General features: G+C 39.3%; 22 protein-coding genes and 3 riboswitches. Of the genes, 17 read left to right on the top strand and 5 right to left on the bottom strand.

The genetic code is table 11. The annotated features are described in order from the left end of the window. The first annotated feature begins 9 nt into the window (after positions 1-9). From EII37_RS04935 to EII37_RS04905, 6 genes are all read left to right on the top strand, one after another. On the top strand, positions 10-1,254 hold the full coding sequence (locus EII37_RS04935) for a cell division protein FtsQ/DivIB (RefSeq protein WP_124787777.1): 1,245 nt from the start codon (positions 10-12) through the stop codon (positions 1,252-1,254). Positions 1,255-1,487: 233 nt separating this feature from the next. After that, complete coding sequence (pyrF, locus tag EII37_RS04930) at positions 1,488-2,189, top strand: orotidine-5'-phosphate decarboxylase (RefSeq protein WP_124787776.1); 702 nt, start codon at positions 1,488-1,490, stop codon at positions 2,187-2,189. Between the two features lie 33 nt (positions 2,190-2,222). After that, the gene (gene pyrE / locus EII37_RS04925) at positions 2,223-2,852 is read left to right on the top strand and encodes an orotate phosphoribosyltransferase (RefSeq protein ID WP_124787775.1); all 630 of its coding nucleotides are present in this window, start codon (positions 2,223-2,225) and stop codon (positions 2,850-2,852) included. Positions 2,853-4,075: 1,223 nt separating this feature from the next. Next, positions 4,076-5,782: a site-specific DNA-methyltransferase gene (locus EII37_RS04915; protein WP_185695955.1), complete on the top strand. Its 1,707-nt coding sequence runs from the start codon at positions 4,076-4,078 to the stop codon at positions 5,780-5,782. A gap of 1 nt (position 5,783) precedes the next feature. Further along, a complete protein-coding gene (locus EII37_RS04910; RefSeq protein ID WP_124787773.1) occupies positions 5,784-6,485 on the top strand; it encodes an SLATT domain-containing protein in 702 nt (233 codons plus the stop codon). A gap of 30 nt (positions 6,486-6,515) precedes the next feature. Beyond that, positions 6,516-9,590, top strand: a complete 3,075-nt coding sequence (locus tag EII37_RS04905) for a type III restriction-modification system endonuclease (protein WP_124787772.1) — start codon at positions 6,516-6,518, stop codon at positions 9,588-9,590. Between the two features lie 145 nt (positions 9,591-9,735). Here the strand turns inward: EII37_RS04905 and EII37_RS04900 are convergent, their stop codons facing one another. The 4 genes from EII37_RS04900 to EII37_RS04885 are packed head-to-tail and all read right to left on the bottom strand — an operon-like array spanning position 9,736 to position 12,690. Next, positions 9,736-10,602 (bottom strand): cysteine ABC transporter substrate-binding protein, encoded by an 867-nt coding sequence (locus EII37_RS04900; protein ID WP_124787771.1) that lies wholly within the window; start codon positions 10,600-10,602, stop codon positions 9,736-9,738. 11 nt (positions 10,603-10,613) lie between these two features. After that, a complete protein-coding gene (locus EII37_RS04895) occupies positions 10,614-11,372 on the bottom strand; it encodes an amino acid ABC transporter ATP-binding protein (protein ID WP_060627880.1) in 759 nt (252 codons plus the stop codon). Next, positions 11,373-12,050: an amino acid ABC transporter permease gene (locus EII37_RS04890; RefSeq protein ID WP_124787770.1), complete on the bottom strand. Its 678-nt coding sequence runs from the start codon at positions 12,048-12,050 to the stop codon at positions 11,373-11,375. Next, the gene (locus tag EII37_RS04885; protein WP_124787769.1) at positions 12,010-12,690 is read right to left on the bottom strand and encodes an amino acid ABC transporter permease; all 681 of its coding nucleotides are present in this window, start codon (positions 12,688-12,690) and stop codon (positions 12,010-12,012) included. The genes EII37_RS04890 and EII37_RS04885 overlap by 41 nt, the downstream gene beginning before the upstream one ends. 215 nt (positions 12,691-12,905) lie before the next feature. Here EII37_RS04885 and lctO point away from each other — a divergent pair, with 215 nt between their 5' ends. From lctO to thiE (EII37_RS04825), 11 genes are all read left to right on the top strand, one after another. Continuing rightward, positions 12,906-14,042 carry an L-lactate oxidase gene (gene lctO / locus EII37_RS04880; protein WP_000120714.1) on the top strand — a complete coding sequence of 379 codons (1,137 nt, stop codon included), beginning with the start codon at positions 12,906-12,908 and terminating at the stop codon, positions 14,040-14,042. A gap of 148 nt (positions 14,043-14,190) precedes the next feature. Then, a riboswitch (TPP riboswitch) is annotated at positions 14,191-14,279 on the top strand. A 322-nt stretch (positions 14,280-14,601) separates the two neighbouring features. Continuing rightward, the gene (locus EII37_RS04870) at positions 14,602-15,270 is read left to right on the top strand and encodes a TenA family protein (protein ID WP_124787768.1); all 669 of its coding nucleotides are present in this window, start codon (positions 14,602-14,604) and stop codon (positions 15,268-15,270) included. Positions 15,271-15,398: 128 nt separating this feature from the next. Then, positions 15,399-16,181 carry a hydroxyethylthiazole kinase gene (thiM, locus tag EII37_RS04865; protein WP_185695951.1) on the top strand — a complete coding sequence of 261 codons (783 nt, stop codon included), beginning with the start codon at positions 15,399-15,401 and terminating at the stop codon, positions 16,179-16,181. Between the two features lies 1 nt (position 16,182). Then, entirely contained in the window at positions 16,183-16,812 is a 630-nt protein-coding gene (gene thiE / locus EII37_RS04860) for a thiamine phosphate synthase (RefSeq protein WP_124787766.1), read from the top strand. 114 nt (positions 16,813-16,926) lie between these two features. Continuing rightward, positions 16,927-17,015, top strand: a riboswitch (TPP riboswitch). Between the two features lie 145 nt (positions 17,016-17,160). Further along, a complete protein-coding gene (locus EII37_RS04855) occupies positions 17,161-17,721 on the top strand; it encodes an ECF transporter S component (RefSeq protein WP_124787765.1) in 561 nt (186 codons plus the stop codon). After that, positions 17,722-19,107, top strand: a complete 1,386-nt coding sequence (locus EII37_RS04850; RefSeq protein WP_124787764.1) for an ATP-binding cassette domain-containing protein — start codon at positions 17,722-17,724, stop codon at positions 19,105-19,107. Position 19,108: 1 nt separating this feature from the next. Then, positions 19,109-19,759, top strand: coding sequence for an energy-coupling factor transporter transmembrane component T (locus EII37_RS04845; RefSeq protein ID WP_049541184.1), 651 nt, complete (start codon positions 19,109-19,111; stop codon positions 19,757-19,759). 10 nt (positions 19,760-19,769) lie between these two features. Then, positions 19,770-20,459: a thiaminase II gene (gene tenA, locus EII37_RS04840; protein WP_049541186.1), complete on the top strand. Its 690-nt coding sequence runs from the start codon at positions 19,770-19,772 to the stop codon at positions 20,457-20,459. 5 nt (positions 20,460-20,464) lie between these two features. Next, positions 20,465-20,989, top strand: a complete 525-nt coding sequence (gene thiW, locus EII37_RS04835) for an energy coupling factor transporter S component ThiW (RefSeq protein ID WP_049541188.1) — start codon at positions 20,465-20,467, stop codon at positions 20,987-20,989. Further along, entirely contained in the window at positions 20,989-21,804 is an 816-nt protein-coding gene (locus tag EII37_RS04830) for a hydroxyethylthiazole kinase (protein ID WP_049541190.1), read from the top strand. Before thiW ends, EII37_RS04830 begins: the two co-directional genes overlap by 1 nt. Then, positions 21,785-22,417: a thiamine phosphate synthase gene (gene thiE, locus EII37_RS04825; protein WP_049541191.1), complete on the top strand. Its 633-nt coding sequence runs from the start codon at positions 21,785-21,787 to the stop codon at positions 22,415-22,417. The genes EII37_RS04830 and thiE (EII37_RS04825) overlap by 20 nt, the downstream gene beginning before the upstream one ends. 159 nt (positions 22,418-22,576) lie before the next feature. Here thiE (EII37_RS04825) and thiD read toward each other — a convergent pair whose 3' ends face one another. Then, a complete protein-coding gene (gene thiD / locus EII37_RS04815; RefSeq protein WP_124787763.1) occupies positions 22,577-23,368 on the bottom strand; it encodes a bifunctional hydroxymethylpyrimidine kinase/phosphomethylpyrimidine kinase in 792 nt (263 codons plus the stop codon). An 83-nt stretch (positions 23,369-23,451) separates the two neighbouring features. Then, positions 23,452-23,549: riboswitch (TPP riboswitch) on the bottom strand. Positions 23,550-23,583 lie beyond the last annotated feature (34 nt).

The raw sequence follows: 23,583 nt of genomic DNA, 5'->3' as shown, positions 1-23,583 counted from the left end.
GGAAAGTAAATGTCAAAAGATAAGAAAAAAGAGGGCAAAGAAATCCTCGAAGAATTTAAAGAGTTATCAGAATGGCAGAAACGAAATCAGGAATATCTAAAAAAGAAGGCTGAGGAAGAGGCGGCCCTAGCTGAGGAGAAGGAAAAGGAAAGACAGGCTCGAATGGCTTCAAAATCTGAAAAGTCAGATGCAACCGAGGAGCAAGAGAGTGAATCTGATTCAAAAGACTCAAAATCAGCTAAGAAAGAGTCTGAAGAAAAAGTAGAAGAGTCAGAAGACGTCAAAAAAGAGGTATCCAAAGAGAAATCAAAGTCTACAGAGAACGAAGGACAGGATAAAAAAAGAGAGAAAAAGCCTGTAAAGAAGAAATCGGCTAAACCAAAAATTCATGCCATCCATATCTTGCGAGCTCTAACGATTTTATTTCCAAGTCTGCTTTTATTGATTGTCTCTGCCTACCTACTCAGTCCTTATGCGACAATGAAGGATATCCGTGTTGAGGGAACAGTGCAAACTACAGCTGATGATATTCGACAGGCTTCAGGCATTCAGGATTCGGATTATACGATTAACCTTCTGCTAGACAAGGCAAAATATGAAGAGCAGATCAAGTCTAACTATTGGGTTGAATCAGCTCAGCTTGTCTATCAATTTCCAACCAAGTTTACAATCAAGGTCAAGGAATATGATATTGTGGCCTACTATGTTTCTGGAGAAAGTCATTATCCAATCCTTGCAAGCGGTCAGCTTGAGACCAGTGCGGTAAGTTTGGTGAGTCTGCCAGAAACTTATATATCAGTTCTCTTTAATAACAGCGAACAAATCAAAGCCTTTACGTCAGAACTTGCTCAAATTAGTCCAGAACTCAAGGCGGCTATCCAGAAGGTGGAATTAGCCCCAAGCAAGGTTACATCAGATTTAATTCGATTGACGATGAATGATTCGGACGAGGTCTTGGTTCCCCTTTCTGAAATGAGTAAGAAATTGCCTTATTATAGTAAGATTAAGCCACAATTGTCAGAACCGAGTGTGATTGACATGGAAGCTGGAATTTACAGTTACACTGTGGCGGATAAATTAATTATGGAGGCTGAGGAAAAAGCCAAACAAGAGGCTAAGGAAGCTGAGAAGAAACAAAAAGAGGAAGAGAAGAAAAGACTGGAAGAACAGCAGAATAAATTGGAAGAAGAGAAGAAAAAATTGGAGGAAGAGAGCAATAGAAATCAAACAAGTCAGCGTTCATCGCGTCGCTAGGTTTAGCTTTTCTTCTATCAGCTCTTTAGTGACCATGTTTTTACTTGACAAGTGCTAGTAGAAATAATAGAATAGTAAAAAACCTTTAAAGCAGTCCAGAGAGGCAGCTAAGGTTAGACGGTGAAAGGGTGGAGACTACCCATTTTTCGTGGAACCTTGCTGTTGGCAGGTTCCTTTTTTCGTGGCTTCTTGTGGCCATACTCTCTCACTAGCAAAGGTAAAAGGAGAAACCTATGCGAGAACATCGTCCAGTTATTGCTCTTGATTTTCCTAGTTTTGAGGCGGTCAAGGAATTTTTAGCTCTTTTCCCAGCAGAAGAAAGCCTTTATCTAAAGGTAGGGATGGAACTTTATTACGCAACGGGGCCTGAGATTGTGTCATACTTGAAAGGCTTGGGGCATAGCGTCTTTCTTGATCTTAAACTTCATGACATTCCCAATACAGTCAAATCAGCTATGAAGGTCCTGTCTCAGCTTGGTGTGGATATGACCAATGTTCATGCTGCTGGAGGTGTAGAGATGATGAAGGCGGCGCGTGAAGGTCTTGGAAACCAAGCCAAATTGATCGCTGTAACGCAGCTGACATCAACGTCAGAAGCCCAGATGCAGGAGTTTCAAAATATCCAAACCAGCCTGCAGGAGTCTGTGATTCATTATGCTAAGAAGACAGCTGAAGCGGGCTTGGATGGTGTCGTTTGCTCGGCTCAGGAAGTGGAACTCATCAAGCAGGCCACCAATCCAGATTTTATCTGTCTGACACCGGGCATTCGTCCTGCAGGTACTGCAGTAGGAGATCAAAAACGCGTCATGACGCCAGCAGATGCCTATCAAATCGGCAGTGACTATATCGTAGTGGGACGTCCCATTACCCAAGCTGAGGATCCTGTTGCAGCTTACCATGTCATCAAGGATGAATGGACACAGGACTGGAATTAAAGAACTAGATTAGAAAAATAAAAGGAGAATACCATGACACTTGCTAAAGATATCGCTAGCCACCTCTTGAAAATTCAAGCCGTTTACCTCAAACCAGAGGAGCCTTTCACTTGGGCATCTGGTATCAAGTCACCGATTTATACTGATAATCGTGTGACACTAGCCTATCCAGAAACTCGTACCCTCATTGAAAATGGCTTTGTGGAAGCTATCAAAGAAGCCTTTCCAGAGGTAGAAGTCATTGCAGGAACTGCAACAGCAGGGATTCCACACGGAGCTATTATTGCTGATAAGATGAATCTGCCATTTGCCTATATTCGTAGCAAACCAAAAGACCACGGTGCTGGTAATCAAATAGAAGGCCGTGTAGCTCAAGGTCAAAAAATGGTAGTGGTTGAAGATCTTATTTCAACAGGTGGTTCTGTTCTTGAAGCAGTAGCAGCAGCCAAGCGAGAAGGAGCAGATGTGCTTGGAGTTGTAGCGATTTTCAGCTACCAATTGCCAAAAGCAGATAAGAACTTCTCCGATGCAGGTGTCAAACTTGTGACGCTTTCTAACTACAGTGAATTGATTCATCTAGCCCAAGAAGAAGGCTATATCACACCAGAAGGTCTCGACCTTCTAAAACGATTTAAAGAAGACCAAGAAAATTGGCAAAGATAGAAATTTTGAGGTTTGAAAGAAATACCATGCCTCTTTTTCGCTTTTATGGTAGAATTATGTTGATAATGACTTTACGAAATAACAAGTGTAAGTAAAGAAGGTTTTTGTGGAGATTGATAATCGTAGTATTCGTTTAGGAGATGAATTAAAGAAATAAAACTTGGGAGTAAGATTAAGATTGCTGCTGCAACTTTTTCGATGTTTGCCTTTAACAGCTAAAAGAAGAGCTCAAAATGATTGATGAGTTGAAGTTTGTCTTGACCAATCTAACCTTTGTGACTGATGAAACGAGAGTTGGATATCGTGAATAAACGATTCCAAAAAAGAACGAGAGCAGTCTATTTCTGGAGGGCGTTATGAACTGAAGCTGATGAATGAACTAACTCAAAAAGTAATCGCTAGAGAATGTGCAGAGTGGATTAGGGAAAAGGCTCGTTTTAAATCTATCAATATTGAAATCGATTAGATACCAAATGGTATGCGAATAGAAACGGGTGATGATACTGTCACTGTGGATTGCTTCAAAAACTTTGATCGAAAAGATTTGGGATATGATGCTTCTTTATTTAAAACTACACGGAATATCTACCATGCTCCATTAAGTTTATCTTACCTAGATGAGTTTGATAGTCTTTTATAGAATGATGAATATTTTCGTGATGTGACAGAAGAGTTCTTAGGAACTCTTAATTTAGCACATAAAGAGCATTCTCCAGAGTTTCTTTATTATGTTATGATTTACAACTTATTTAGTGAGTTTCTTGATGATATCAATGATAATTATATTCCAAATGAACATGTTTCCTATAAAAATACCAAGCTTTAGAATTTTTTATGTGATTTTCAACAAGATACTGTAAAATCAATTATTTCAAAGTTAGAGAAGCAAGCTCAACGTCTTAAGAAACAAATGTATACAGAAAAATCGATGAGAAAGCAGATGGAAGTTAAGAAAGACTATTAGGTAGTTCTCAAACAGATTACTATAGGCAAGTAAACAGAAGCCATTATAAGAAAGGGCAAATATGACTACAGAACAACACAAAGGGGAACATACCAGCCTCGATCTTTTAAAAGTAGGTTCAAAAGATATTTTTACAGACAATATTTCTAAAATTGCTCAAATTTTTCCTGAAGTTGTAACCGAAACAAGAGATGCAAATGGAAGACTTCGTCCTGCGATTGACTTTGAGAAGCTTAAACAGTTTTTATCAGAGGAAATTGTGGATGGTCAAGAATCCTATGAGTTTACTTGGGTTGGAAAGCGTGAAGCTATTGCAGAAGCTGGGCGACTAACTACCAAAACCTTAAGACCAGATCTTGATGAAAGTGTTGACTTTGAAAACAGTGAAAATATCTTTATTACTGGGGATAATTTAGAAGTCTTGAAAATCTTACAAGAATCCTATCTAGGAAAAATCGATATGATTTATATCGATCCACCCTATAATACTGGAAAAGACTTTGTATACTCTGATAAGTTCCAAAAAACAGATGAAGAGTTGAAGGAAGATATGGAACTTTTGGATGAAGAAGGACGCCAGGTCGTTGGGCTTACCAAAAATGAAAAAACTTCGGCTCGTTACCACTCAGACTGGCTCAATATGATGTATCCACGTCTCCGTCTAGCACGTAATCTCCTCAAGGATTCAGGTGTTATTTTTATCTCTATTGATGATAATGAACAAGCTAATCTGAAAGCTATCTGTGATGAGATATTTGGTGAAGAAAGTTATATTGGTGAAGCTATTTGGAAACGAAAGGTTTTTGATAATAATGATCACCTGCCTTCTCTTCATGAGTACGTAACAATATATTCTAAGGGTGAAAATGATAAATTTGATTTTAATCTTTTACCGAGAAGTGAGAAACAATTAGCACAATATAATCTTGATGATGGGGATGGAAAAGGGAAGTATAAATTAGAAAAACTAACAGCACCAACAGCTGGAGGTAGGTATTCAGTAGCAACAGACTTCATTATTGTTAATCCTAAAACGGGACAAGAGTATAGATCTAATACGGGGAATTGGCGATTTGGTAAAGAAACTATTAAAGAAATGATCAATCGTGAAGAAATTAATTTTGATAGTAGTCTTCCTAGATACAAATTATATCTAAATAAAGTTAAGGAAGGCGTCGCGCCAAATTCCTTCTGGGATGAACTGGAAAAGAATTTACACGCTGCAAAACAAATTCAGGAGTTATTTGGTATAAAAATGTTCGATACTCCGAAGCCGACTGGATTGATTAAACATATTTTAACAATATCAACAAAAAAAGATTCTGTTATCCTCGATTTCTTCGGTGGTTCTGGTACTACAGCTGATGCAGTCATGCAACTGAATGCTGAAGATGGTGGAAATCGTAAGTTTATCCTGTGTACGTTGGATGAGGAAGTAGCTGATAAGTCTGCTGCTAAAGAAGCAGGTTATGAAACCATTGACCAAATTTCACGTGAGCGGATTCGTCGTGCTGCTGCCAAGATTCAGGAGGAGCATCCAGAGTTGGTTGGCAAGCAAGATTTTGGCTTCAAAGCCTATAAGTTAGATTCTTCTAACTTCAAAGATGTTTCAGCTCGACCTGACCAATTTATCCAAGGAGAACTCTTTGATAGTGTATCTAATATCAAGGAAGGACGTACTGGCCTCGACTTACTTTTCCAAGTTATGCTGACATGGGGAATGGAACTGTCACTAGCCATTGATTTGGAGAAAGTAGCAGGAGCGGAAGTCTATGACGTAGATCAAGGATCACTCATGGCTTGTTTTGAAGATGAAATCTCTGAAGAAGTTATCCGTCACATCGCTCAAGCACAACCACTCCGTGCCGTTTTCCGTGATAGCTCATTTGCCAATTCATCAGATAAGATTAACGTAAGTGAAATCTTCAAAGAATTATCACCTAATACGAAAGTGAAGGTGGTGTAGAGTGGGCGAAATTCGAGATTTTAAAGATAGAGATATCGACTATGAAATTAATTTAAAATGTAACTCAATCGATACTGTAAGGGCTGCTAGAATTAATACGAGTAAAAGACTTTATGAATATGCTGAAAAATGGGAATTGATTTTTTTAGCAATGAGTTTAGTTTCAACAGGCTTATTAGTGTATGCGCTAATTAATCCTGAGAATAAAGAAAGATTGGCATTATCAGCTTTGTTTTCCATATATTCTCTGCTCGTGCAGAATTTTGTTGCTAAGTTAAACTATAATGAGAGAGCACTGAAATTACATCATCACCAGCTAGAATTAGAAGATTTTTTACTTGAGTTGAAATCAATTATTTTTCAAAAAAAGCTTAATGAAGACGAGAAAAAAGAGAAATACCAACAGGTAATGTTCAAATATCAAATTAGCCTACGTGGGAATGAAAATCATTCAGATTATGATCATAAGTATGCTAAAAAGTATCAGAAGCAAAAATATAATCAAGGTAATTCTCAATCTGATATGGATAAAGTAACAGAAGGGACAACTGAGGAGGATAAGAAAAAGTGTTGGCTGATAAGTCACTTTCTCTGTATTGAGGAATTTATCAAGAGACATGATTTTAGTTGGAATAAATTTCTCATTTGGTTTCAATATATTCTAATTCCTTCAGTCTTTATCTGGTATTTGCTTTTATCTTGATATAGCATGAAATTAAAAAGAAGAAATAATATGAAACTACAATTTAAAAAACAACCATTCCAGTTGGATGCGGTTAGTGCAATTGCAGATATATTTCAAGGGCAGGACAAACAAACTGGAATCAGGTATATGGCTGATCCAGGTCGTCAAAAGTCAGATGAAGTGGATTTGGTATTGGATGCTTATCGAAATGCTCCTATCCGATTGGAACAGGAAGCTATTCGACGGAATGTTCATGTCGTACAGACTCGTTTTGGTTTACGACCTTCTGACAGTTTGTCGGTCGATATGGTTGCAGGTCGTCCAGCCTACAATTTCTCTATAGAAATGGAGACAGGGACGGGGAAAACCTATACCTATATCCGTACCATTATGGAGTTAAATAAACGCTATGGCTGGCTCAAGTTTGTCATTGTTGTTCCAAGTGTCGCCATACGTGAGGGAGTTCTTAAGTCTTTAGAAATCATGAAAACTCATTTTCAGGATGAGTATGAGAAACAGCCTAGATATTTTGTTTATGATTCTTCACGTTTAGGAGATTTGGATAGTTTTGCTAACTCATCGGATCTTCAAATCATGGTCATCAACTCCCAGGCTTTTAATACAAAAGGGAAAGTTGCGAATCGCATTCATGAAGAGCAGGAAAGTTTTCGTTGGCGTCGCCCAATTGATGTATTAGCAGCCATGAACCCAATCATGATTATTGATGAGCCCCAGTCTGTTGAAGGTAAGCAGACCAAAGAACGACTAAAAGACTTTAAGCCTCTCTTTACTCTTCGCTACTCAGCTACTCATAAAGAAAAGCATGATATGGTTTATCGACTGGATGCAATGGATGCCTATAACCAAAAATTGGTTAAGAAGATTGAGGTGAAGGCTATCGAACAAGCTGGAACGACTGGGACGCATGGTTATCTCTATTTACAGGAAATTATTCCTCAAAAAACAGGAGCTCCAAAGGCTAAGATTGAGTTTGAGGTAAGAACTCAGTCGGGAGTGAAACGTAAAACAAGAATCGTTGAAGAACTTTTTGATTTATATTCTGAATCTGGTAATCTGGCTTCCTATCAAGGTATGACATTGAGTCAATTTAACGCAAGAGACAATAAAATCCAGGTCGGTGCAACGCAGGACTTATATGTTGGAGAGGTCATGGGTGAATTAGATGAGTCTAGTATGCGAAGAATCCAAATTCGTGAGACCATTAAGAGCCACCTAGAGAAGGAAAGTAGACTATATAGTCGTGGAATCAAAGTACTTTCTCTATTTTTCATTGACGAGGTTGCAAAATATAAGCAATACGATTCTCAAAATAATCCTTACAACGGAGATTATGCTCAAATCTTTGAAGAAGAATATGTAAGTCAAGTTAGACAGTTCTTACGTACTCAAGAACCTTCTAAATATTATCGTTATTTGGAATCTCACATTGATGCTAATGCAGTCCATGCGGGTTACTTTTCAGTCGATAAAGTGAAAAAGTCAGATAAGACGGTATTTGTGGATTACAAATCTGCCAGTGAGAAGAAAAGCAATTCATCAAACGATAAAGATGCCTATGATTTGATTATGAAAGATAAGGAACGTTTGTTGAGTTTTGAGGAACCGGTACGCTTTCTATTCTCGCATTCAGCCTTAAAAGAAGGTTGGGATAATCCCAATGTTTTCCAAATCTGTACTCTCAAGCAGTCTTCAGTAGAGACTCGAAAACGACAAGAAATTGGTCGTGGGATGCGTTTAGCAGTGGATCAAGATGGTGTGCGTCAAGATAAGGAACTTTTAAAAAGTGAAGTCCATGAGATTAACAAATTGACTATCATTGCAAATGAAAGCTATGATCAATTTGCGCGTGGATTACAAGCAGAGCTGAAAGAGCTGTTAGCTGATCGTCCTGTAAAAGTCGATGTTGCCTTATTTGAAAATAAAGTAATGCAAAACGGTGTAGGGGAAAAGATTAGAATCACTAGAGAACAGGCAGAGTCCATTCAGTATGATTTAATTATTCAGGGTTATATTGATAAGAAAGGTCAACTTACTGAAAAATATTTTACTGCCAAGGAAAACAATCAATTGAATTTATCAGATACACTTCCGGGATATGAGAAACAAGTTGTTGAAGTCCTAGAAAGTATTTACCAACCTGGAAAATATGAGATCGAAAATGCAAATAATACAACAGTGCAGTTCTCTAAGGAAATAAATAAAGAAAATATCGCTCGAAAAGAGTTCTTATCACTTTGGAATCAGATTAATCGTAAAACAGCTTATCAAGTTACTTTTGATGATACTGAGCTAATAGAGCAGTCTGTTGCTTATATTAATGAGAAGCTAGTGGTTAGCCAACCAGTGTACAATATTACGCAAGCCAGTGCAGTTCAAATGACAAAAGAAGGTTTGGAACTAGATGTGGGAGAAAATGCTCGTTCTCAGGAATATGTCGAAAATAGTCAAATTACAACTCAGTATGATTTGTTAGGAGAAGTAGCAGATCCTACGGGTCTAACCCGTAAGGTAGTAGCAGAAATTCTGAGTAAGATTCAAGTTGATAAGTTTGAAAAGTTCAAACAAAACCCAGAAGAATTTATTTTAAAAGTATCGAAGTTGATTAATGAACAAAAAGCAGCTCAAATTATCAAGCATATTCAATACAATATTTTAGAAGATGAATATGGTATGGATTTATTCTATGATAATGCAGAAACTGCGAAACTTTCAGATGAGCATTTACTAGAATCGAAAAAAGGTATTTATAACTATGTAAAGGTTGATTCAGATATCGAGCGTAAGTTTAAAGAATCCTTGGAACAGTATGAAGATGTTCGTGTGTATGTGAAACTACCTGGAAAATTTCGTATTTCTACACCTCTTGGTGATTACAACCCTGACTGGGCAATAGCCTTTCGTGAAGGAAGTGTGAAACATATTTACTTTGTGGCAGAGACTAAAGGATCGATGTCTAGTCTTCAGCTGAAACAATCTGAAAAAGAAAAGATCGAGTGTGCAAAAGTGCATTTTAGAGCATTAATTGAAGCTGGTCTGATTAGTGATCAATATATTTATGGCGTTGTTTCTAGTTATGAAGAGTTGCTGGGCTTAGTGAAATAGTATGATGATTTCTCGATAATAATTTACTATGTGAAAGTATTTTGTTCAATAATTCCAATAGTAGTTTTATTAGATAGATTATAAAACATAGAAAATCAGGTAGTCGCTAGGATTACCTGATTTCTTTTTGTGATTTCATTGAGTATTAGTCAACTTTTCCACCTTCAACAACTAGATCATCTGCTTTAGCAGCGTCACCGTAGGTTGGGTGAAGTGTTTTTTCATAGGCCTTGTGGAAGAAGTTTTCCTTACCTAATTTTTCAATATCTTTATTGATGAAGTCTAGCAATTCTTGGTTGTCTTTTTGAACTGCTGCCGCAATGGTATCTGGCTTACCAAGAGAAGTAATTCCTACTTCAAATCCTTTGTTTTCAAGCGCCCAAGCTAGGACTTCCGTATTGTCTGTAGAGAAGGCATCTCCACGTCCGTCAAGAAGGGCTTGGTAGGCATCGCTATATTGGTCATATTTTTGGAGTTTGATTTCTGGATGATTCTTTTCAAAATAAGTCTCAGCAGTCGTTCCTTTTGTGACAATCAAGGTTTTACCTTCAAGTTGTTTGACGTCTGTAATGAGACCAGTCTTAGGTGATACGACACCCAGAGAAACTTTCATATATGGAAGGGCAAAATCAACTTGTTTCTTGCGTTCGTCAGTCACTGTAAAGTTGGCAAGGGTAATATCCACCTTGTTTGAAATCAAGTATTCAGCGCGGTTGGCAGCATCGACTGAAACGTATTTAACCTTGACACCAAGGTCTTGGGCCAGTTGGTTCCCCAATTCGATATCGTAACCTTGGTAAGAACCGTCATTGTCAACGTAACCAAATGGTTTCTTGTCTCCAAATACGGCGATTCGTAGTTCACCGCTTTTTTTGATTTCATCGATTGTGCGAGCCTTGGCAGTGGTTTTACCTGACGATGCACCAGCATTTCCACCTGAGCTACAAGCTGTGATAAAGATAAGGGCAAAGGCAAGTGCCAAAACAGTTAAGAGTGGTTTGAATAATTTCATAAGAATCTCCTTTATAGGTATGAGCCAAATTGGCTAAAGTCAAAGACGTTTAAAAATTCCTGGGCTCGTTTGGTTTGCGGATTGGTAAAGAAGGCTTGAGCCGTTCCTTCTTCAGCAATTTTCCCTTGGTCGAGGAAGATAATCCGATCGGCAATTGCTTGGGCAAACTGCATTTCATGGGTTACTAAAATCATGGTACGGCCTTCTTGAGCCAAATCATTGATGAGTTCCAGAACCTCACGCACCATTTCTGGATCCAGCGAAGCAGTCACTTCGTCAAAGAGGATAATTTCTGGATGCATGAGCAGGGCACGGACAATTGCAACTCGTTGCTTCTGTCCACCAGACAATTGACGGGCAAAGCTATGTTGTTTATCCAGCAATCCAACACGTTCTAGTAGTTGCAATGCTTCCTCCGTTACTTCCTTCTTGTCTCTTCCCTGAGCCTTGATAGGGCCTAGGATGAGGTTTTGTAGGACATCCAGATGGGGAAAGAGTTCATAGCTTTGAAAGACCATGCCAATCTTTTGGCGAACTAGGTGAAAATCTTTTTTATTTTCAACGATAGACTGACCGTCCAGAAGAATATCTCCACCTTGAATACTTTCTAAGCCATTGAGGCAACGAAGGAGGGTACTTTTCCCACAACCAGATGGCCCTAGAATAACGACAACTTCCCCTTTATTGATTTGTAGGGATAGACCTTGGAGGATGGGATTGTCTCCGAAGGATTTTTTTAGTTCCTTGATTTCTAAGATAGTTTCAGACATTTAGTTCCTCCAATGTTTTTCTAAGTGAGTGGATAGTTTGGAAATAGGAAAGCAAACTGCGAAATACAAGACCAGAATGGTTCCATAAATCCAGAAGGAAGCAGTTGGGATAGTCAGGCGATTGCTATCAATGATTTGTTGTCCAACCTTGGTAACTTCAACAACCCCAATCAGGACAACCAAGGAAGTTGTTTTAATCATCCGAGTAACAAGATTAATAGCTTGTGGAAGTAATCTTCTCAAGACTTGCGGGATGATGATGTAGTAGTAAAGTTGAATATTGGTCAAGCCCAGTGCTTGTCCACTTTCAAACTGATGCTTAGGGAGGGAAGTGATAGCTCCACGGACTAAGTCACCCATTTCAGCTGTTCCCCAGAGGGTAAAAACGATAATAGCAGAAGTCTCACCTGAGATATTGATATTAAAGTTTCGAGCCAAGCCAAAGTAAACGATGAAAAGTAGAACAAGCTGGGGCATGATACGGATAAATTCCAGATACAATCGTGTTAAAAATCGTACGATTCTAGAATGTGAGGTCATGATGATTCCCATGACTGTCCCGAACATCATGGATAAGAGGACAGACAGGATGGATATCCCAATCGTAACGCCCAGTCCCTGTATGATTCTCAGGAGATTATTTCCCTGAAAGAGTACTTGGATTCCCGAATCCTGCATGGCGGAGCCTCCTTTCTATCCAACTAAAGACCAGTGAGATGGGTAGTAGCATCATCAGATAAGCACCTACCAACATAGCCAGCGCAATGTCTGTTTCATAGTAGAGACCAATCAAGTCCTTGGCGACGTACATGAGGTCGGCCAAAGCCACTGCTGAGAAAACAGAGGTTTCCTTGATCAGGAAAATGACATTGGCACTAAAAGACGGTAGGGCCACCGCTGTTGCTTGCGGAAGAACCACATAGCGAAAGACCTGTACAGGTGTCAGACCGATTGCTAATCCAATCTCCTGCTGGGTTTGACTGACGGCTTCCAGCCCACTTCGGAAAGATTCTGCCATATAGGAGCCTCCTAAAAAGACAAGTCCCAGAGTAGCACAGACTTCTGAAGATAGGACAATCCCCATTCGGGGAAGACCGAAGTAGAGAAAGAAGAGTTGAATCAAAAGGGGCGTATTACGTGACAATTCAATGTAGGCTGTCGCTACTTGCGCCAGAACAGGAATTCGATAATGCCGGATGATACTAACGATTAAACCGAGCAGAAAGGATCCCAAAATTCCCCAAACTGCAATATGCAAGGTCAGAAAGAATGCCTTTTGATATAGTGGTAGATATTGTTCAACAATGGACCAATCCAAAAATAAAACCTCCCATCTAGAAATAATACAGTTATTGTAGCACTTAAAATCTCCTTTGAATAATATGTATTTTTTATTGCTGTTATAGGGATTTTTTATCATAGTCCTAGAATTTCTGAAATTTTCAAACAAAATATTTGAAAAATTTTGAAAAAAGAGTTAAGATATTTTTGTAATATACAAAGTAAACGCTTACTTATTAAGGAGGGCATTTTATGTCATATAAAACAAGCAATGCAGAAGGTCATGTAGATTTCATCAATACCTATGATTTGGAGCCAATGGCGCAACAAGTTATTCCTAAAGCAGCATTTGGCTATATTGCTAGTGGTGCGGAAGATACTTTCACTTTAAGAGAGAATATCCGTGCCTTTAACCACAAACTCATCGTTCCTCATACGCTTTGTGATGTTGAAAATCCAAGTACAGAGATTGAATTTGCAGGTGAAAAATTGTCTTCACCAATCATTATGGCGCCTGTTGCAGCTCATAAATTAGCAAACGAACAGGGTGAAGTGGCGACTGCGCGTGGTGTGCATGAGTTTGGGTCTCTTTATACAACTAGCTCTTACTCTACTGTCGATCTTCCAGAAATTACAGAAGCCCTTCAAGGGACACCTCACTGGTTCCAATTTTACTTTAGTAAGGATGACGGTATCAACCGCCATATCATGGACCGTGTGAAGGCTGAAGGTTATAAAGCGATTGTCTTGACAGCAGATGCGACTGTAGGAGGCAATCGTGAGGTGGACAAGCGTAATGGTTTTGTCTTCCCAGTTGGCATGCCGATTGTTGAGGAATATCTACCAGAAGGTGCTGGTAAATCAATGGACTTTGTTTACAAATCAGCTAAACAACGTTTGTCTCCACGTGATGTAGAATTTATCGCTGAATACTCAGGACTTCCTGTTTATGTCAAGGGACCACAATGCCGTGAGGACGTTGAACGTTCGCTTGCTGCGGGAGCTTCTGGTATCTGGGTAACCAACCACGGTGGCCGCCAAATCGACGGTGGACCAGCTGCCTTTGACTCACTTCAAGAAGTAGCAGAAGCAGTTGACAAACGTGTGCCAATCGTCTTTGACTCAGGTATTCGTCGTGGTCAACACGTCTTTAAAGCCTTGGCTTCAGGAGCAGACTTGGTAGCTATTGGTCGCCCTGTCATCTATGGTTTGGCTCTCGGTGGTAGTGTTGGTGTACGTCAAGTCTTTGAACACTTGAATGCAGAATTGAAGACAGTTATGCAATTATCTGGAACTCAGACTATTGAAGATGTCAAACACTTCAAACTCCGTCACAACCCATACAACCCAACCTTCCCAGTTGACCCACGCGACTTAAAATTGTATTGATAAAAGAGATTGCCTCCACTTGATGTGGAGGTTTTTCTTCGTCTATAGGAAGAATAAATCACCATTAAAAACTATATAAATATATTTTCTAATCAAATATCTTGCTAGGGCTTTCATTTTTTGCTATACTGGTGCAGTAATTAAATAACAAAGACATTTGGGGTGCTTTAAGCTGAGATGATACCCATTGAACCTGATACAGTTAAGACTGGCGAAGGGAAATGTGAACAGTTTTTTTCGTATGGCGAAATGAACGATCGAATCTTGTAAGTCAACTCTAATTCTTGATTGTAATTGGAGTTTTTTTGTTTATATAAGCTGGATAGGCTTGTTTATACTCAATGAAAATCAAAGAGCAAACTAGGAAGCTAGCCGCAGGCTGTACTTGAGTACGGTAAGGCGAAGCTGACGTGGATTGAATTTGATTTTCGAAGAGTATTAGGTATCTCTCTGCAAATGCCCTCGATGTTCTTTAAAAGTATCAGGTGGAATTACGATTTTGCTTTGTATTTCTTGGTGTTTTATTAATTACTAATGAGTAAAGAGAGGAGAAGTAAATATGGAAACACAAGACTATGCATTTGAGCCAGGTTTGACTGTTGGAGAATTATTAAAAAGCAGTCAGAAGGATTGGCAGGCTGCAATCAATCATCGTTTTGTTCAGGAACTTTTTGCGGGGACAATTGAGAATAAGGTTTTAAAAGAATACCTAATTCAAGATTATCACTTCTTTGATGCCTTCTTATCCATGCTGGGTGCCTGCGTAGCTCACGCAGACCAACTTGAATCTAAGCTTCGTTTTGCCAAGCAACTAGGCTTTCTTGAAGCAGATGAAGACGGTTATTTCCAAAAGACTTTCAAAGAGTTAAAAGTATCTGAGAATGACTATCTGGAAGTGACCTTGCATCCTGTAACAAAAGCCTTTCAGGATTTAATGTATTCTGCTGTGTCATCATCAGATTATGCCCATCTTTTGGTCATGTTGGTCATTGCAGAAGGTCTCTATTTAGACTGGGGTTCTAAAGATTTGGCTCTACCTGAAGCCTATATTCATTCGGAATGGATCAATCTCCACAGAGGTCCTTTCTTTGCAGAGTGGGTTCAATTTCTGGTTGACGAACTCAATCGTGTTGGGAAAGGTCTAGAAGATTTGACAGAACTTCAGGAACGCTGGAATCAAGCGGTCGCTTTAGAATTAGCCTTTTTTGATATTGGTTATGACGCCTAGAGAAGATTTAGGATATTTACAAATTTGATGAGGTAAATTATTCAATGTAAATAAAAAAATTTCTTAACGAAAGATAGAGATAAATCGAAATCAGTAGATCGTATAAAGTGAAAAGGAAGGATTTCAATATGACAAGTTTAAAATTATTAAAAGAAAAAGCACCTTTGGTCATTTGCATCACCAATGATGTAGTAAAAAATTTCACAGCAAATGGATTAGTAGCACTGGGTGCATCACCAGCCATGAGTGAGTTTCCAGCAGATTTAGAGGATTTGTTAAAGTATGCTGGTGGTTTATTAATAAACATAGGAACATTGACAGATGAAAATTGGAAATTATACCAAGCTGCTCTGAAAATTGCAGAGAAATATAATGTCCCAGCAGTTTTAGATCCGGTAGCCTGTGGAGCAGGAGAATATAGAAAAAAAGTAGCAGATGATCTAATTAACAATTACAAACTAGCTGCGATAAGGGGAAATGCTGGAGAGATAGCCTCTTTAGTAGGGATAAATGTGGCATCTAAAGGAGTAGATAGTGCAGGCGTAGATAATATTGACGAAATTGCTCTAGCAGCAAATGAGAAGTTCAATATCCCTATAATAGTAACAGGTGAAGTGGATGCTATAGCGGTAAATGGAGAAGTGGTAACGATTCATAATGGTAGTGCCATGATGCCAAAAGTTATTGGGACAGGATGCTTATTAGGTGCTGTAGTAGCAAGCTTTATCGGACTAGAAAAAAGTCAAGAATTGAAATCATTAGAAACAGCAATGTTGGTTTACAATATCGCTGGAGAAATGGCAGAAAAACGTCCAAATGGACATTTGCCAGGGACATTTAAAGTTGAATTTATAAATGCCTTATATGAGATTACGGATGAAGATGTAAAGGAATTCAAAAGAGTGAAGTAAGATGTTTCATAAAGAATTACTAAAATTATATTTTATTTGTGGAACGACTACTTGCCAAGGTAAAGATCTATATACAGTCGTTGAGGAAGCCCTAAAAGGTGGTATAACCTTATTTCAATTTCGAGAAAAAGGTGAGGGAGCCCTAGAAGGTAAAGAAAAAGTTGAATTAGCAATTAAACTACAGGATCTTTGTAAAAAATACAATGTTCCGTTTGTTGTTAATGATGATATTGATTTGGCGATGGAAATTGACGCTGATGGCGTACATGTAGGACAAGATGACCTTGGAGTTGATGAAATTAGAAAATTGATGCCAGATAAAATAATTGGTCTTTCTATAAAAAACGAGGAAGAATTTCAACAATCAAAAGTTGAATATGTAGATTATGTTGGTGTTGGTCCTGTATTTGATACCCAGTCAAAAGATGATGCTGGTGGTGCTATAGGTTATGAAGGTCTTAAATTGATGAGAAAACTATTGCCACAAGTGCCCTTAGTTGCAATTGGTGGGATACGGACGAAACATATTAAAGACATTATGAAGACCAATGTTGACGGTGTTTCAATCATTTCAGCAATATCGTATGCAAAAAATATAGAAAAAACTGTTCGAGAAATGAGTGAACAATAGGTATCGATCTAACCAAAGAAAGATCTGCTGTCTTTGTGAGTGCAAGTCTGTATTTCCAGTTCAATTTCTTGAACTGAAAAAATCGTTTGTTATAATAGTTATATAATTAAATAATAAAGACATTTGGGGTGCTTTAGGCTGAGATGATACCCATTGAACCTGATACAGTTAAGACTGGCGAAGGGAAATGTGAATAGTTTTTTCTTGAGAAAGAAAAAACCATCTAATTTTGTAAGCGAAACTCTAATTCTTGTGTGTAATTAGAGTTTTTTGTTTTTACTAGATAGACTAGATGCAGAGTATGATGGTAGTATCTCTTAAATGCCCAATTGTCTAAAAGGAGTTTTTATGTTTGAAAAATGGCGTTTAAAAGATGTTATCTTACTTGCTTTCTTGTCTATCTTTTTTGGTGGCGTTTTTGTGGGATCGGGCTATCTGTTTGATATCCTCACTCTGATTTTAGCCCCTCTTGGTTTACAGGCTTTTGCCAATGAAATCCTCTTTGGTCTCTGGTGTATGGCTGCGCCCATTGCGGCCATCTTTGTTCCAAGAGTCGGAAGCGCAACGATTGGAGAAGTGCTAGCTGCGCTTGCTGAAGTCCTTTATGGTAGCCAATTCGGTCTAGGTGCCCTTTTGTCTGGCTTGGTTCAAGGTTTGGGAAGTGAACTTGGTTTTATCGTAACCAAGAATCGCTATGAAAGTTGGCTCTCTCTAACTGCCAATAGTATTGGGATTACGCTTGTTAGCTTTGTCTATGAATACATTAAGTTAGGTTACTACGCCTTCTCCCTTCCTTTTGTCCTTTCCTTGCTTGTGGTGCGCTTTATTTCCGTCTTTTTCTTCTGTACCATCTTGGTTCGTGCCATTGTCAAACTTTACCATCAGTTTTCAGCCGGGGGTAAAGCATAGATGGGGGTGGAATTGAAGGGGATTGCCTATCCCTCTTTCACAAAGCCGATTGATTTTACATTTCAGTCCCAAGCCTTTACGTTATTGGTTGGAAAAAGTGGTTCGGGTAAATCAACCCTCTTTCAAATTATTGCTCAAGTCAGTTCTCTTCCCTATAGTGGTCAAGTCCTGATAGATGGGAGTGAGATCAGTCAGCTTTCTATCGTGGAACGTGTCCAGACGGTTGGTATTCTCTTTCAAAATCCCAATCATCAATTTACCATGGAGAACTTGTTTGAGGAGCTGGTTTTCACCTTAGAAAATATTGCCTACCCAATCCAAGAGATTGAGTCTAAAATAGCAGAAGTTGTAGAGAAATGTAGAAGTCAAAAAATTCTCCACCGTCCGATTCACCAATTATCCGGTGGAGAAAAACAGAAAGCGGCCTTAGCAGTACTTTTTGCCATGAATCCAAGAGTCTATCTTTTAGACGAGCCCTTTGCATCTATTGATCGAAAAAGCCGCCTTGAAATATTAGGAATTTTAAAGGAACTGGTTCAAGCAGGCAAGACTATTATTCTTTGTGATCATGATTTGTCTGACTATGAAGCCTATATCGACCATATGGTGGAGCTAAGAGATGGAGAACTAAAGGAATTATTCAAAATTCCTTCCTCTGAAACGAGACAAGTTTTTTCAAAGGAAGTCGATTTTGGTTCAAATCTTCTTCATATGGATAAAATGACCTGTGTCCTGAATGATAGTCCCCTCTTTTCCATTGCTGATTTTACATTCTATGAAGGAATTTCCTGTATCTTAGGTGATAATGGTGTTGGAAAATCAACCCTTTTTCGCTCCATTCTACAGTTTCAGAAGTATAAAGGGCGCATTACGTGGAGGGGGGCAGTCCTGAAAAAGAAAAAGAGTTTGTATCGTGACCTAACGGGTGTTGTTCAGGAAGCTGAGAAGCAGTTTATCCGAGTCAGTCTGCAAGAGGAACTTCAATTAGATGGACCTAATTTTGAAAGAAATCAGCGGATACTCCAAGCTTTACGATATTTTAATCTGGAGCAGGCACTCGATAAGAGCCCCTATCAATTAAGTGGTGGTCAGCAAAAGATGATTCAATTATTGACCATGCTGACGAGTAGAGCCACTGTAGTCTTGCTAGATGAACCTTTTGCAGGTTTAGATGATAGAGCATGTGATTATGTCTGTGAGTGGATAAAGGAGGATAGCCAGAAGGGACGTAGTTTTTTAGTGATTTCCCATCGTTTAGATCCTCTTGTGTCAATAGTTGATTACTGGGTTGAAATGACAGCTACAGGTTTAAAACATCTAAAAGAAGTGTCTATCTCAAGGCCTATAAAATCTCTTGGTATAGAAGATGAAAGGGAGGTGAGATAGTATGGTCAAAGTAGCAACTCAGACACCGATTATCAGTCTCTTCTTGCTGATTTTATCCTTGGAAACCTCCTTTGTTCCATCGGTTACTCTCAATTTATCGGTCGTCTTCTTTTGCATGGTCTATATGAGTTTTTACCGTAAGTTTCGTATGATGGTTTGGATGCTTTTATTAGCTATTCTACCAGCCTTTGCCAACTACTGGGCAGTTCATTTGCATGGTGATGCTTCTCAAGCAGTTATACTTGGAAGCAGGGCTTTTGTGACAGTTTGTATAGGAATTGTATTTATCTCAAGCATCTCACTAAAAGAGTTACTATTGTATTTATCCCAAAAGGGATTGTCACGTTCTTGGGCCTATGCCTTGCTAGTGGTTTTCAATGCTTTTCCTCTGATTCAGAAGGAAATTAAATCTTTAAAGGAGGCCTGTTTGTTACGTGGCCAAGAACTGCATTTTTGGTCTCCCTTGATTTACAGCAAGGTTCTGATGACAGTCTTTAGGTGGCGTCATCTTTATCTGAGAGCTCTGTCGGCGCATGGATATGACGAACATGCACAGTTGAAGAATAGCTATAGGACTTTTTATATTGCTAAAAAAACAAAATTAATCTACCTACTTATATTTTTAATTCTTCAAACCAGTTTATTTTTATAAAGGAGTTATTATGGAATTTACAGATATTGCAATGGAAATATCGAGGGAGTCCTGGCAGGCTTCCTTTAGGCACCCCTTTGTTTTGCAGTTACAAAAGGGAAATTTAGACCCGTCTATTTTCCGTTACTACTTGATACAGGATGCCTACTACTTAAATGCTTTTTCAAAAGCCTATGATATCTTGGCTGAAAAGACTTCCAACCAAGAGATGAAAAGACTCTTGAAACAAAATGCCCAGAGTCTAGTGGAGGGTGAGTTATTTATCCGCCAACAATTTTTCAAGGAATTGAAAATTAATGATGAGGAAATGGAGCGGCAACCAATTGCTCCAACCTGTTATCATTATGTTTCGCATATTTATCGACAATTTGAAGAAGCAAATCTAGCCATTGCTTTTGCGAGCTTACTTCCGTGTCCATGGTTGTACCATGATATAGGCAAGGAACTCAATCTTAATCCATCACCAAATCCTCTCTACCAACAATGGATTGAAACTTATATTACGGATGAGTTGGAGCAGCAAATCAGAGAGGAAGGGGCTCTGGTCAATCAACTCTATCGAGAAAGTGACGAGACAGACAAGAAAAAAATGCTAGATGCCTTCCACATTAGTGTTCATATGGAAGCTAAATTTTGGGAAATGGCCTACCAACACCAAACCTGGAAGAGCGATTTACAGTCTTTAGAAAAAGGAGAATAATAAACATGAGAAAGCACCAATTACAAGTTCATAAATTAACCATTTTATCTATGATGATTGCCCTTGATGTAGTCCTTACGCCTATCTTTCGGATTGAGGGAATGGCACCGATGTCCAGTGTAGTTAATATTCTAGCAGGAATCATGATGGGACCTGTGTATGCCTTGGCTATGGCTACAGTGACAGCCTTTATCCGTATGACGACTCAAGGGATTCCGCCTTTAGCTCTCACAGGAGCGACTTTTGGAGCCCTTCTAGCAGGTCTCTTTTATAAGTACGGTCGAAAATTCCATTATTCTGCTCTAGGAGAGATTTTGGGAACAGGTATTATCGGTTCTATTGTTTCCTATCCTGTTATGGTACTCTTTACAGGATCGGCTGCTAAGCTTAGCTGGTTTATCTACACTCCTCGATTTTTCGGAGCAACCCTAATCGGTACAGCGATTTCCTTTATTGCCTTTCGATTTTTAATCAAGCAGGAATTCTTTAAAAAAGTGCAGGGATATTTCTTTGATGAAAGGATAAACTGATGCAGGAATTGACAAATCCTTTTCCTCTGGGAACGACTTCCCTCATTCACTGCATTACCAATGAGATTTCTTGTGAGATGCTAGCAAATGGGATTTTGGCTCTGGGATGCAAACCTGTCATGGCAGATGACCCTCGTGAGGTTCTTGATTTTACTAAGCAAAGCCAGGCACTCTTCATCAATTTGGGGCATTTGTCAGCTGAGAAGGAAAAAGCAATCCGTATGACAGCTTCTTATGCAGCTCAAGCTGGTCTCCCAATGGTAGTAGATGCGGTTGGCGTAACAGCTTCATCCATTCGTAAGAGCTTAGTTAAAGACCTTTTAGACTATAGACCTACGGTCCTTAAAGGAAACATGTCAGAAATTCGAAGTCTTGTTGGCTTAAAACATCACGGCGTTGGGGTCGATGCGAGTGCTAAAGATCAAGAAACTGAGGATTTGCTTCAAGTTTTGAAAGACTGGTGTCAGACCTATCCAGGTATGTCATTCTTAGTCACAGGCCCCAAGGACCTCATCGTTTCGAAGAATCAGGTCGCTGTACTGGGAAATGGCTGTGCAGAATTAGACTGTATAACAGGAACAGGAGACTTAGTTGGAGCCTTGACAGCTGTTTTTCTCAGCCAAGGAAAGACCGCATTTGAAGCTTCTTGCCTAGCAGTTTCTTATCTCAATATCTCTGCTGAGAGAATAGTTGTTCAAGGAATGGGATTGGAAGAATTTCGTTATCAAGTTCTCAATCAACTCTCTCTTCTAAAAAGAGATGAAAACTGGTTAGAAGCCATCAAAGGAGATGTTTATGAACAGAGAGGCGCTTAGACTGTATCTGGTAACCAATCGCTACCAAGATTCCGTGGAAAGCTTTCTTGAAAAGGTTGAGAGGGCTTGCCGTTCAGGGGTTACCATAGTCCAATTACGAGAAAAAAATCTCACAACCAATCAATATTATCAACTGGCAAAACAAGTCAAGGAAATAACAGATGCCTATCAGGTACCCCTGATCATCGATGATCGTTTGGATATCTGTCTTGCGGTTGATGCTGCTGGTCTGCATATCGGAGACGATGAACTACCAGTTTCGGTTGCCCGCAAAGTCCTAGGTCCTGAAAAAATCCTCGGTGTCACAGCTAAAACTGTAAAAAGAGCCATTGAGGCAGAAGAAGGAGGGGCGAATTATTTGGGGACAGGAGCCATTTTCCCGACTACGACCAAGGAAAATGCGCCTATCACCCTGATTTCAACCTTGAAAACAATTTGCCAAAGGGTTGCCATTCCAGTAGTTGCTATTGGCGGCTTGACATCAGAGAACATTGACCAACTTATCGGTACGGGTATAGCTGGTGTAGCTGTCGTACGTGATCTGATGCAAGCAGAAGATGTAGAGGCAAAAACGCAAGCCTTTTTAACAAAGTTGGATGATATTATTTTCTAATTAATACTCAATGAAAATTAAAGAGCAAACTAGGAAGATAGTCGCAGATTGCTCAAAGCACAGCTTTGAGGTTGCAGATAAAGCTGACGTAGTTTGAAGAGATTTTCGAAGACTATAAAAACTCTCTAATTCCCTTAAAGTGGGAACTAGAGAGTTTTTTTAATCTTTAAAGCTTGTATGGTTGACTGGGCCAGAACCATGACCGAGTTGAGGGGCGTCTTGGATGGCTTTCGTGATAAAGGCCTTGGCTTTATCGACTGCTTGATAGAGGGTTTTCCCCTTGGCTAGTTCAGCCGTAATCACTGCAGCAAAGGTACATCCAGTACCATGGGTGTGACAGGTTTGAATTCTTGGGCTTTCCCAGACAAATTGCTCATCCTTGGTAAAGAGGAAGTCTTTGGCACCACCTTCGAGATGCCCGCCTTTGATAACAACGGACTGAGGACCAAATTCTTTTAAAATCAGGCGACCGGCACGCTGCATGTCTTCAGGATCATGGATTGAAAAACCAACAATCTCTTCTGCCTCAGGAAGATTGGGTGTGATAATGCTTGCAAGGGGAAGCAGGTTTGTTTTTAGGTAGGTTCTGGCACTGGTATCAATCAGAGTGTCTCCACTCGTAGCGACCATAACAGGATCAAGGACGTAGGGACAATCCAGCTTTTTAAGATAGGGCTGGATGATTTCCATAATTTCAGTAGTTGCCAACATCCCAGTTTTTACAGCCTGAGGCTTGATATCAGAAAAGACACTGTCCAATTGGGCTTTCAACATTTGAGGAGAAACGTGCTCGATTAGCTGAACGCCTCTGGTATTTTGAGCGACAAGGCTGGTCACAACTGCCATTCCATAGACATCTCTAGCTTGGAATGATTTCAAATCAGCCATAATGCCAGCACCACCACTAGGGTCAGTCCCTGCAATGGTCAAAGCAACGGGTAAATAAGTCATCTAAAACCTCCCAACCAACTGAAGTTTGTATTCTTAAGAACAAGCTGGTCAGTTTTAGAAAGGCAATAGAAGACTGCTAGTCCCCATTATCATTTCCACTTCCATCAGCTAGCATTACCTAGATTGAGTCAAAGGGTCTAACAGTTGTTAATCTCAGCTTTACGCACCCCTAGTGGTTGTTTTCTTTTTTCTTTAGTATAGCATATTTTTATAGT

This window comes from Streptococcus sp. OH4692_COT-348 (assembly GCF_003859975.1).
Classification (GTDB): Bacteria; Bacillota; Bacilli; order Lactobacillales; family Streptococcaceae; genus Streptococcus.
The sequence above is the reverse complement of the archived record's forward strand: the minus strand, read 5'-3'. Positions and strand labels throughout refer to the sequence as shown.

What these genes read in the sequence shown, in the direction of transcription:
- EII37_RS04935 (WP_124787777.1), top strand. Translation starts at nt 10, where the DNA reads ATGTCAAAAGATAAGAAAAAAGAGGGCAAAGAAATCCTCGAAGAATTT.
- pyrF (WP_124787776.1), top strand. Translation starts at nt 1,488, where the DNA reads ATGCGAGAACATCGTCCAGTTATTGCTCTTGATTTTCCTAGTTTTGAG.
- pyrE (WP_124787775.1), top strand. Translation starts at nt 2,223, where the DNA reads ATGACACTTGCTAAAGATATCGCTAGCCACCTCTTGAAAATTCAAGCC.
- EII37_RS04905 (WP_124787772.1), top strand. Translation starts at nt 6,516, where the DNA reads ATGAAACTACAATTTAAAAAACAACCATTCCAGTTGGATGCGGTTAGT.
- EII37_RS04900 (WP_124787771.1), bottom strand. Translation starts at nt 10,602, where the DNA reads ATGAAATTATTCAAACCACTCTTAACTGTTTTGGCACTTGCCTTTGCC.
- EII37_RS04895 (WP_060627880.1), bottom strand. Translation starts at nt 11,372, where the DNA reads ATGTCTGAAACTATCTTAGAAATCAAGGAACTAAAAAAATCCTTCGGA.
- EII37_RS04890 (WP_124787770.1), bottom strand. Translation starts at nt 12,050, where the DNA reads ATGCAGGATTCGGGAATCCAAGTACTCTTTCAGGGAAATAATCTCCTG.
- lctO (WP_000120714.1), top strand. Translation starts at nt 12,906, where the DNA reads ATGTCATATAAAACAAGCAATGCAGAAGGTCATGTAGATTTCATCAAT.
- EII37_RS04870 (WP_124787768.1), top strand. Translation starts at nt 14,602, where the DNA reads ATGGAAACACAAGACTATGCATTTGAGCCAGGTTTGACTGTTGGAGAA.
- thiM (WP_185695951.1), top strand. Translation starts at nt 15,399, where the DNA reads ATGACAAGTTTAAAATTATTAAAAGAAAAAGCACCTTTGGTCATTTGC.
- thiE (WP_124787766.1), top strand. Translation starts at nt 16,183, where the DNA reads ATGTTTCATAAAGAATTACTAAAATTATATTTTATTTGTGGAACGACT.
- EII37_RS04855 (WP_124787765.1), top strand. Translation starts at nt 17,161, where the DNA reads ATGTTTGAAAAATGGCGTTTAAAAGATGTTATCTTACTTGCTTTCTTG.
- EII37_RS04850 (WP_124787764.1), top strand. Translation starts at nt 17,722, where the DNA reads ATGGGGGTGGAATTGAAGGGGATTGCCTATCCCTCTTTCACAAAGCCG.
- EII37_RS04845 (WP_049541184.1), top strand. Translation starts at nt 19,109, where the DNA reads ATGGTCAAAGTAGCAACTCAGACACCGATTATCAGTCTCTTCTTGCTG.
- tenA (WP_049541186.1), top strand. Translation starts at nt 19,770, where the DNA reads ATGGAATTTACAGATATTGCAATGGAAATATCGAGGGAGTCCTGGCAG.
- thiW (WP_049541188.1), top strand. Translation starts at nt 20,465, where the DNA reads ATGAGAAAGCACCAATTACAAGTTCATAAATTAACCATTTTATCTATG.
- EII37_RS04830 (WP_049541190.1), top strand. Translation starts at nt 20,989, where the DNA reads ATGCAGGAATTGACAAATCCTTTTCCTCTGGGAACGACTTCCCTCATT.
- thiE (WP_049541191.1), top strand. Translation starts at nt 21,785, where the DNA reads ATGAACAGAGAGGCGCTTAGACTGTATCTGGTAACCAATCGCTACCAA.
- thiD (WP_124787763.1), bottom strand. Translation starts at nt 23,368, where the DNA reads ATGACTTATTTACCCGTTGCTTTGACCATTGCAGGGACTGACCCTAGT.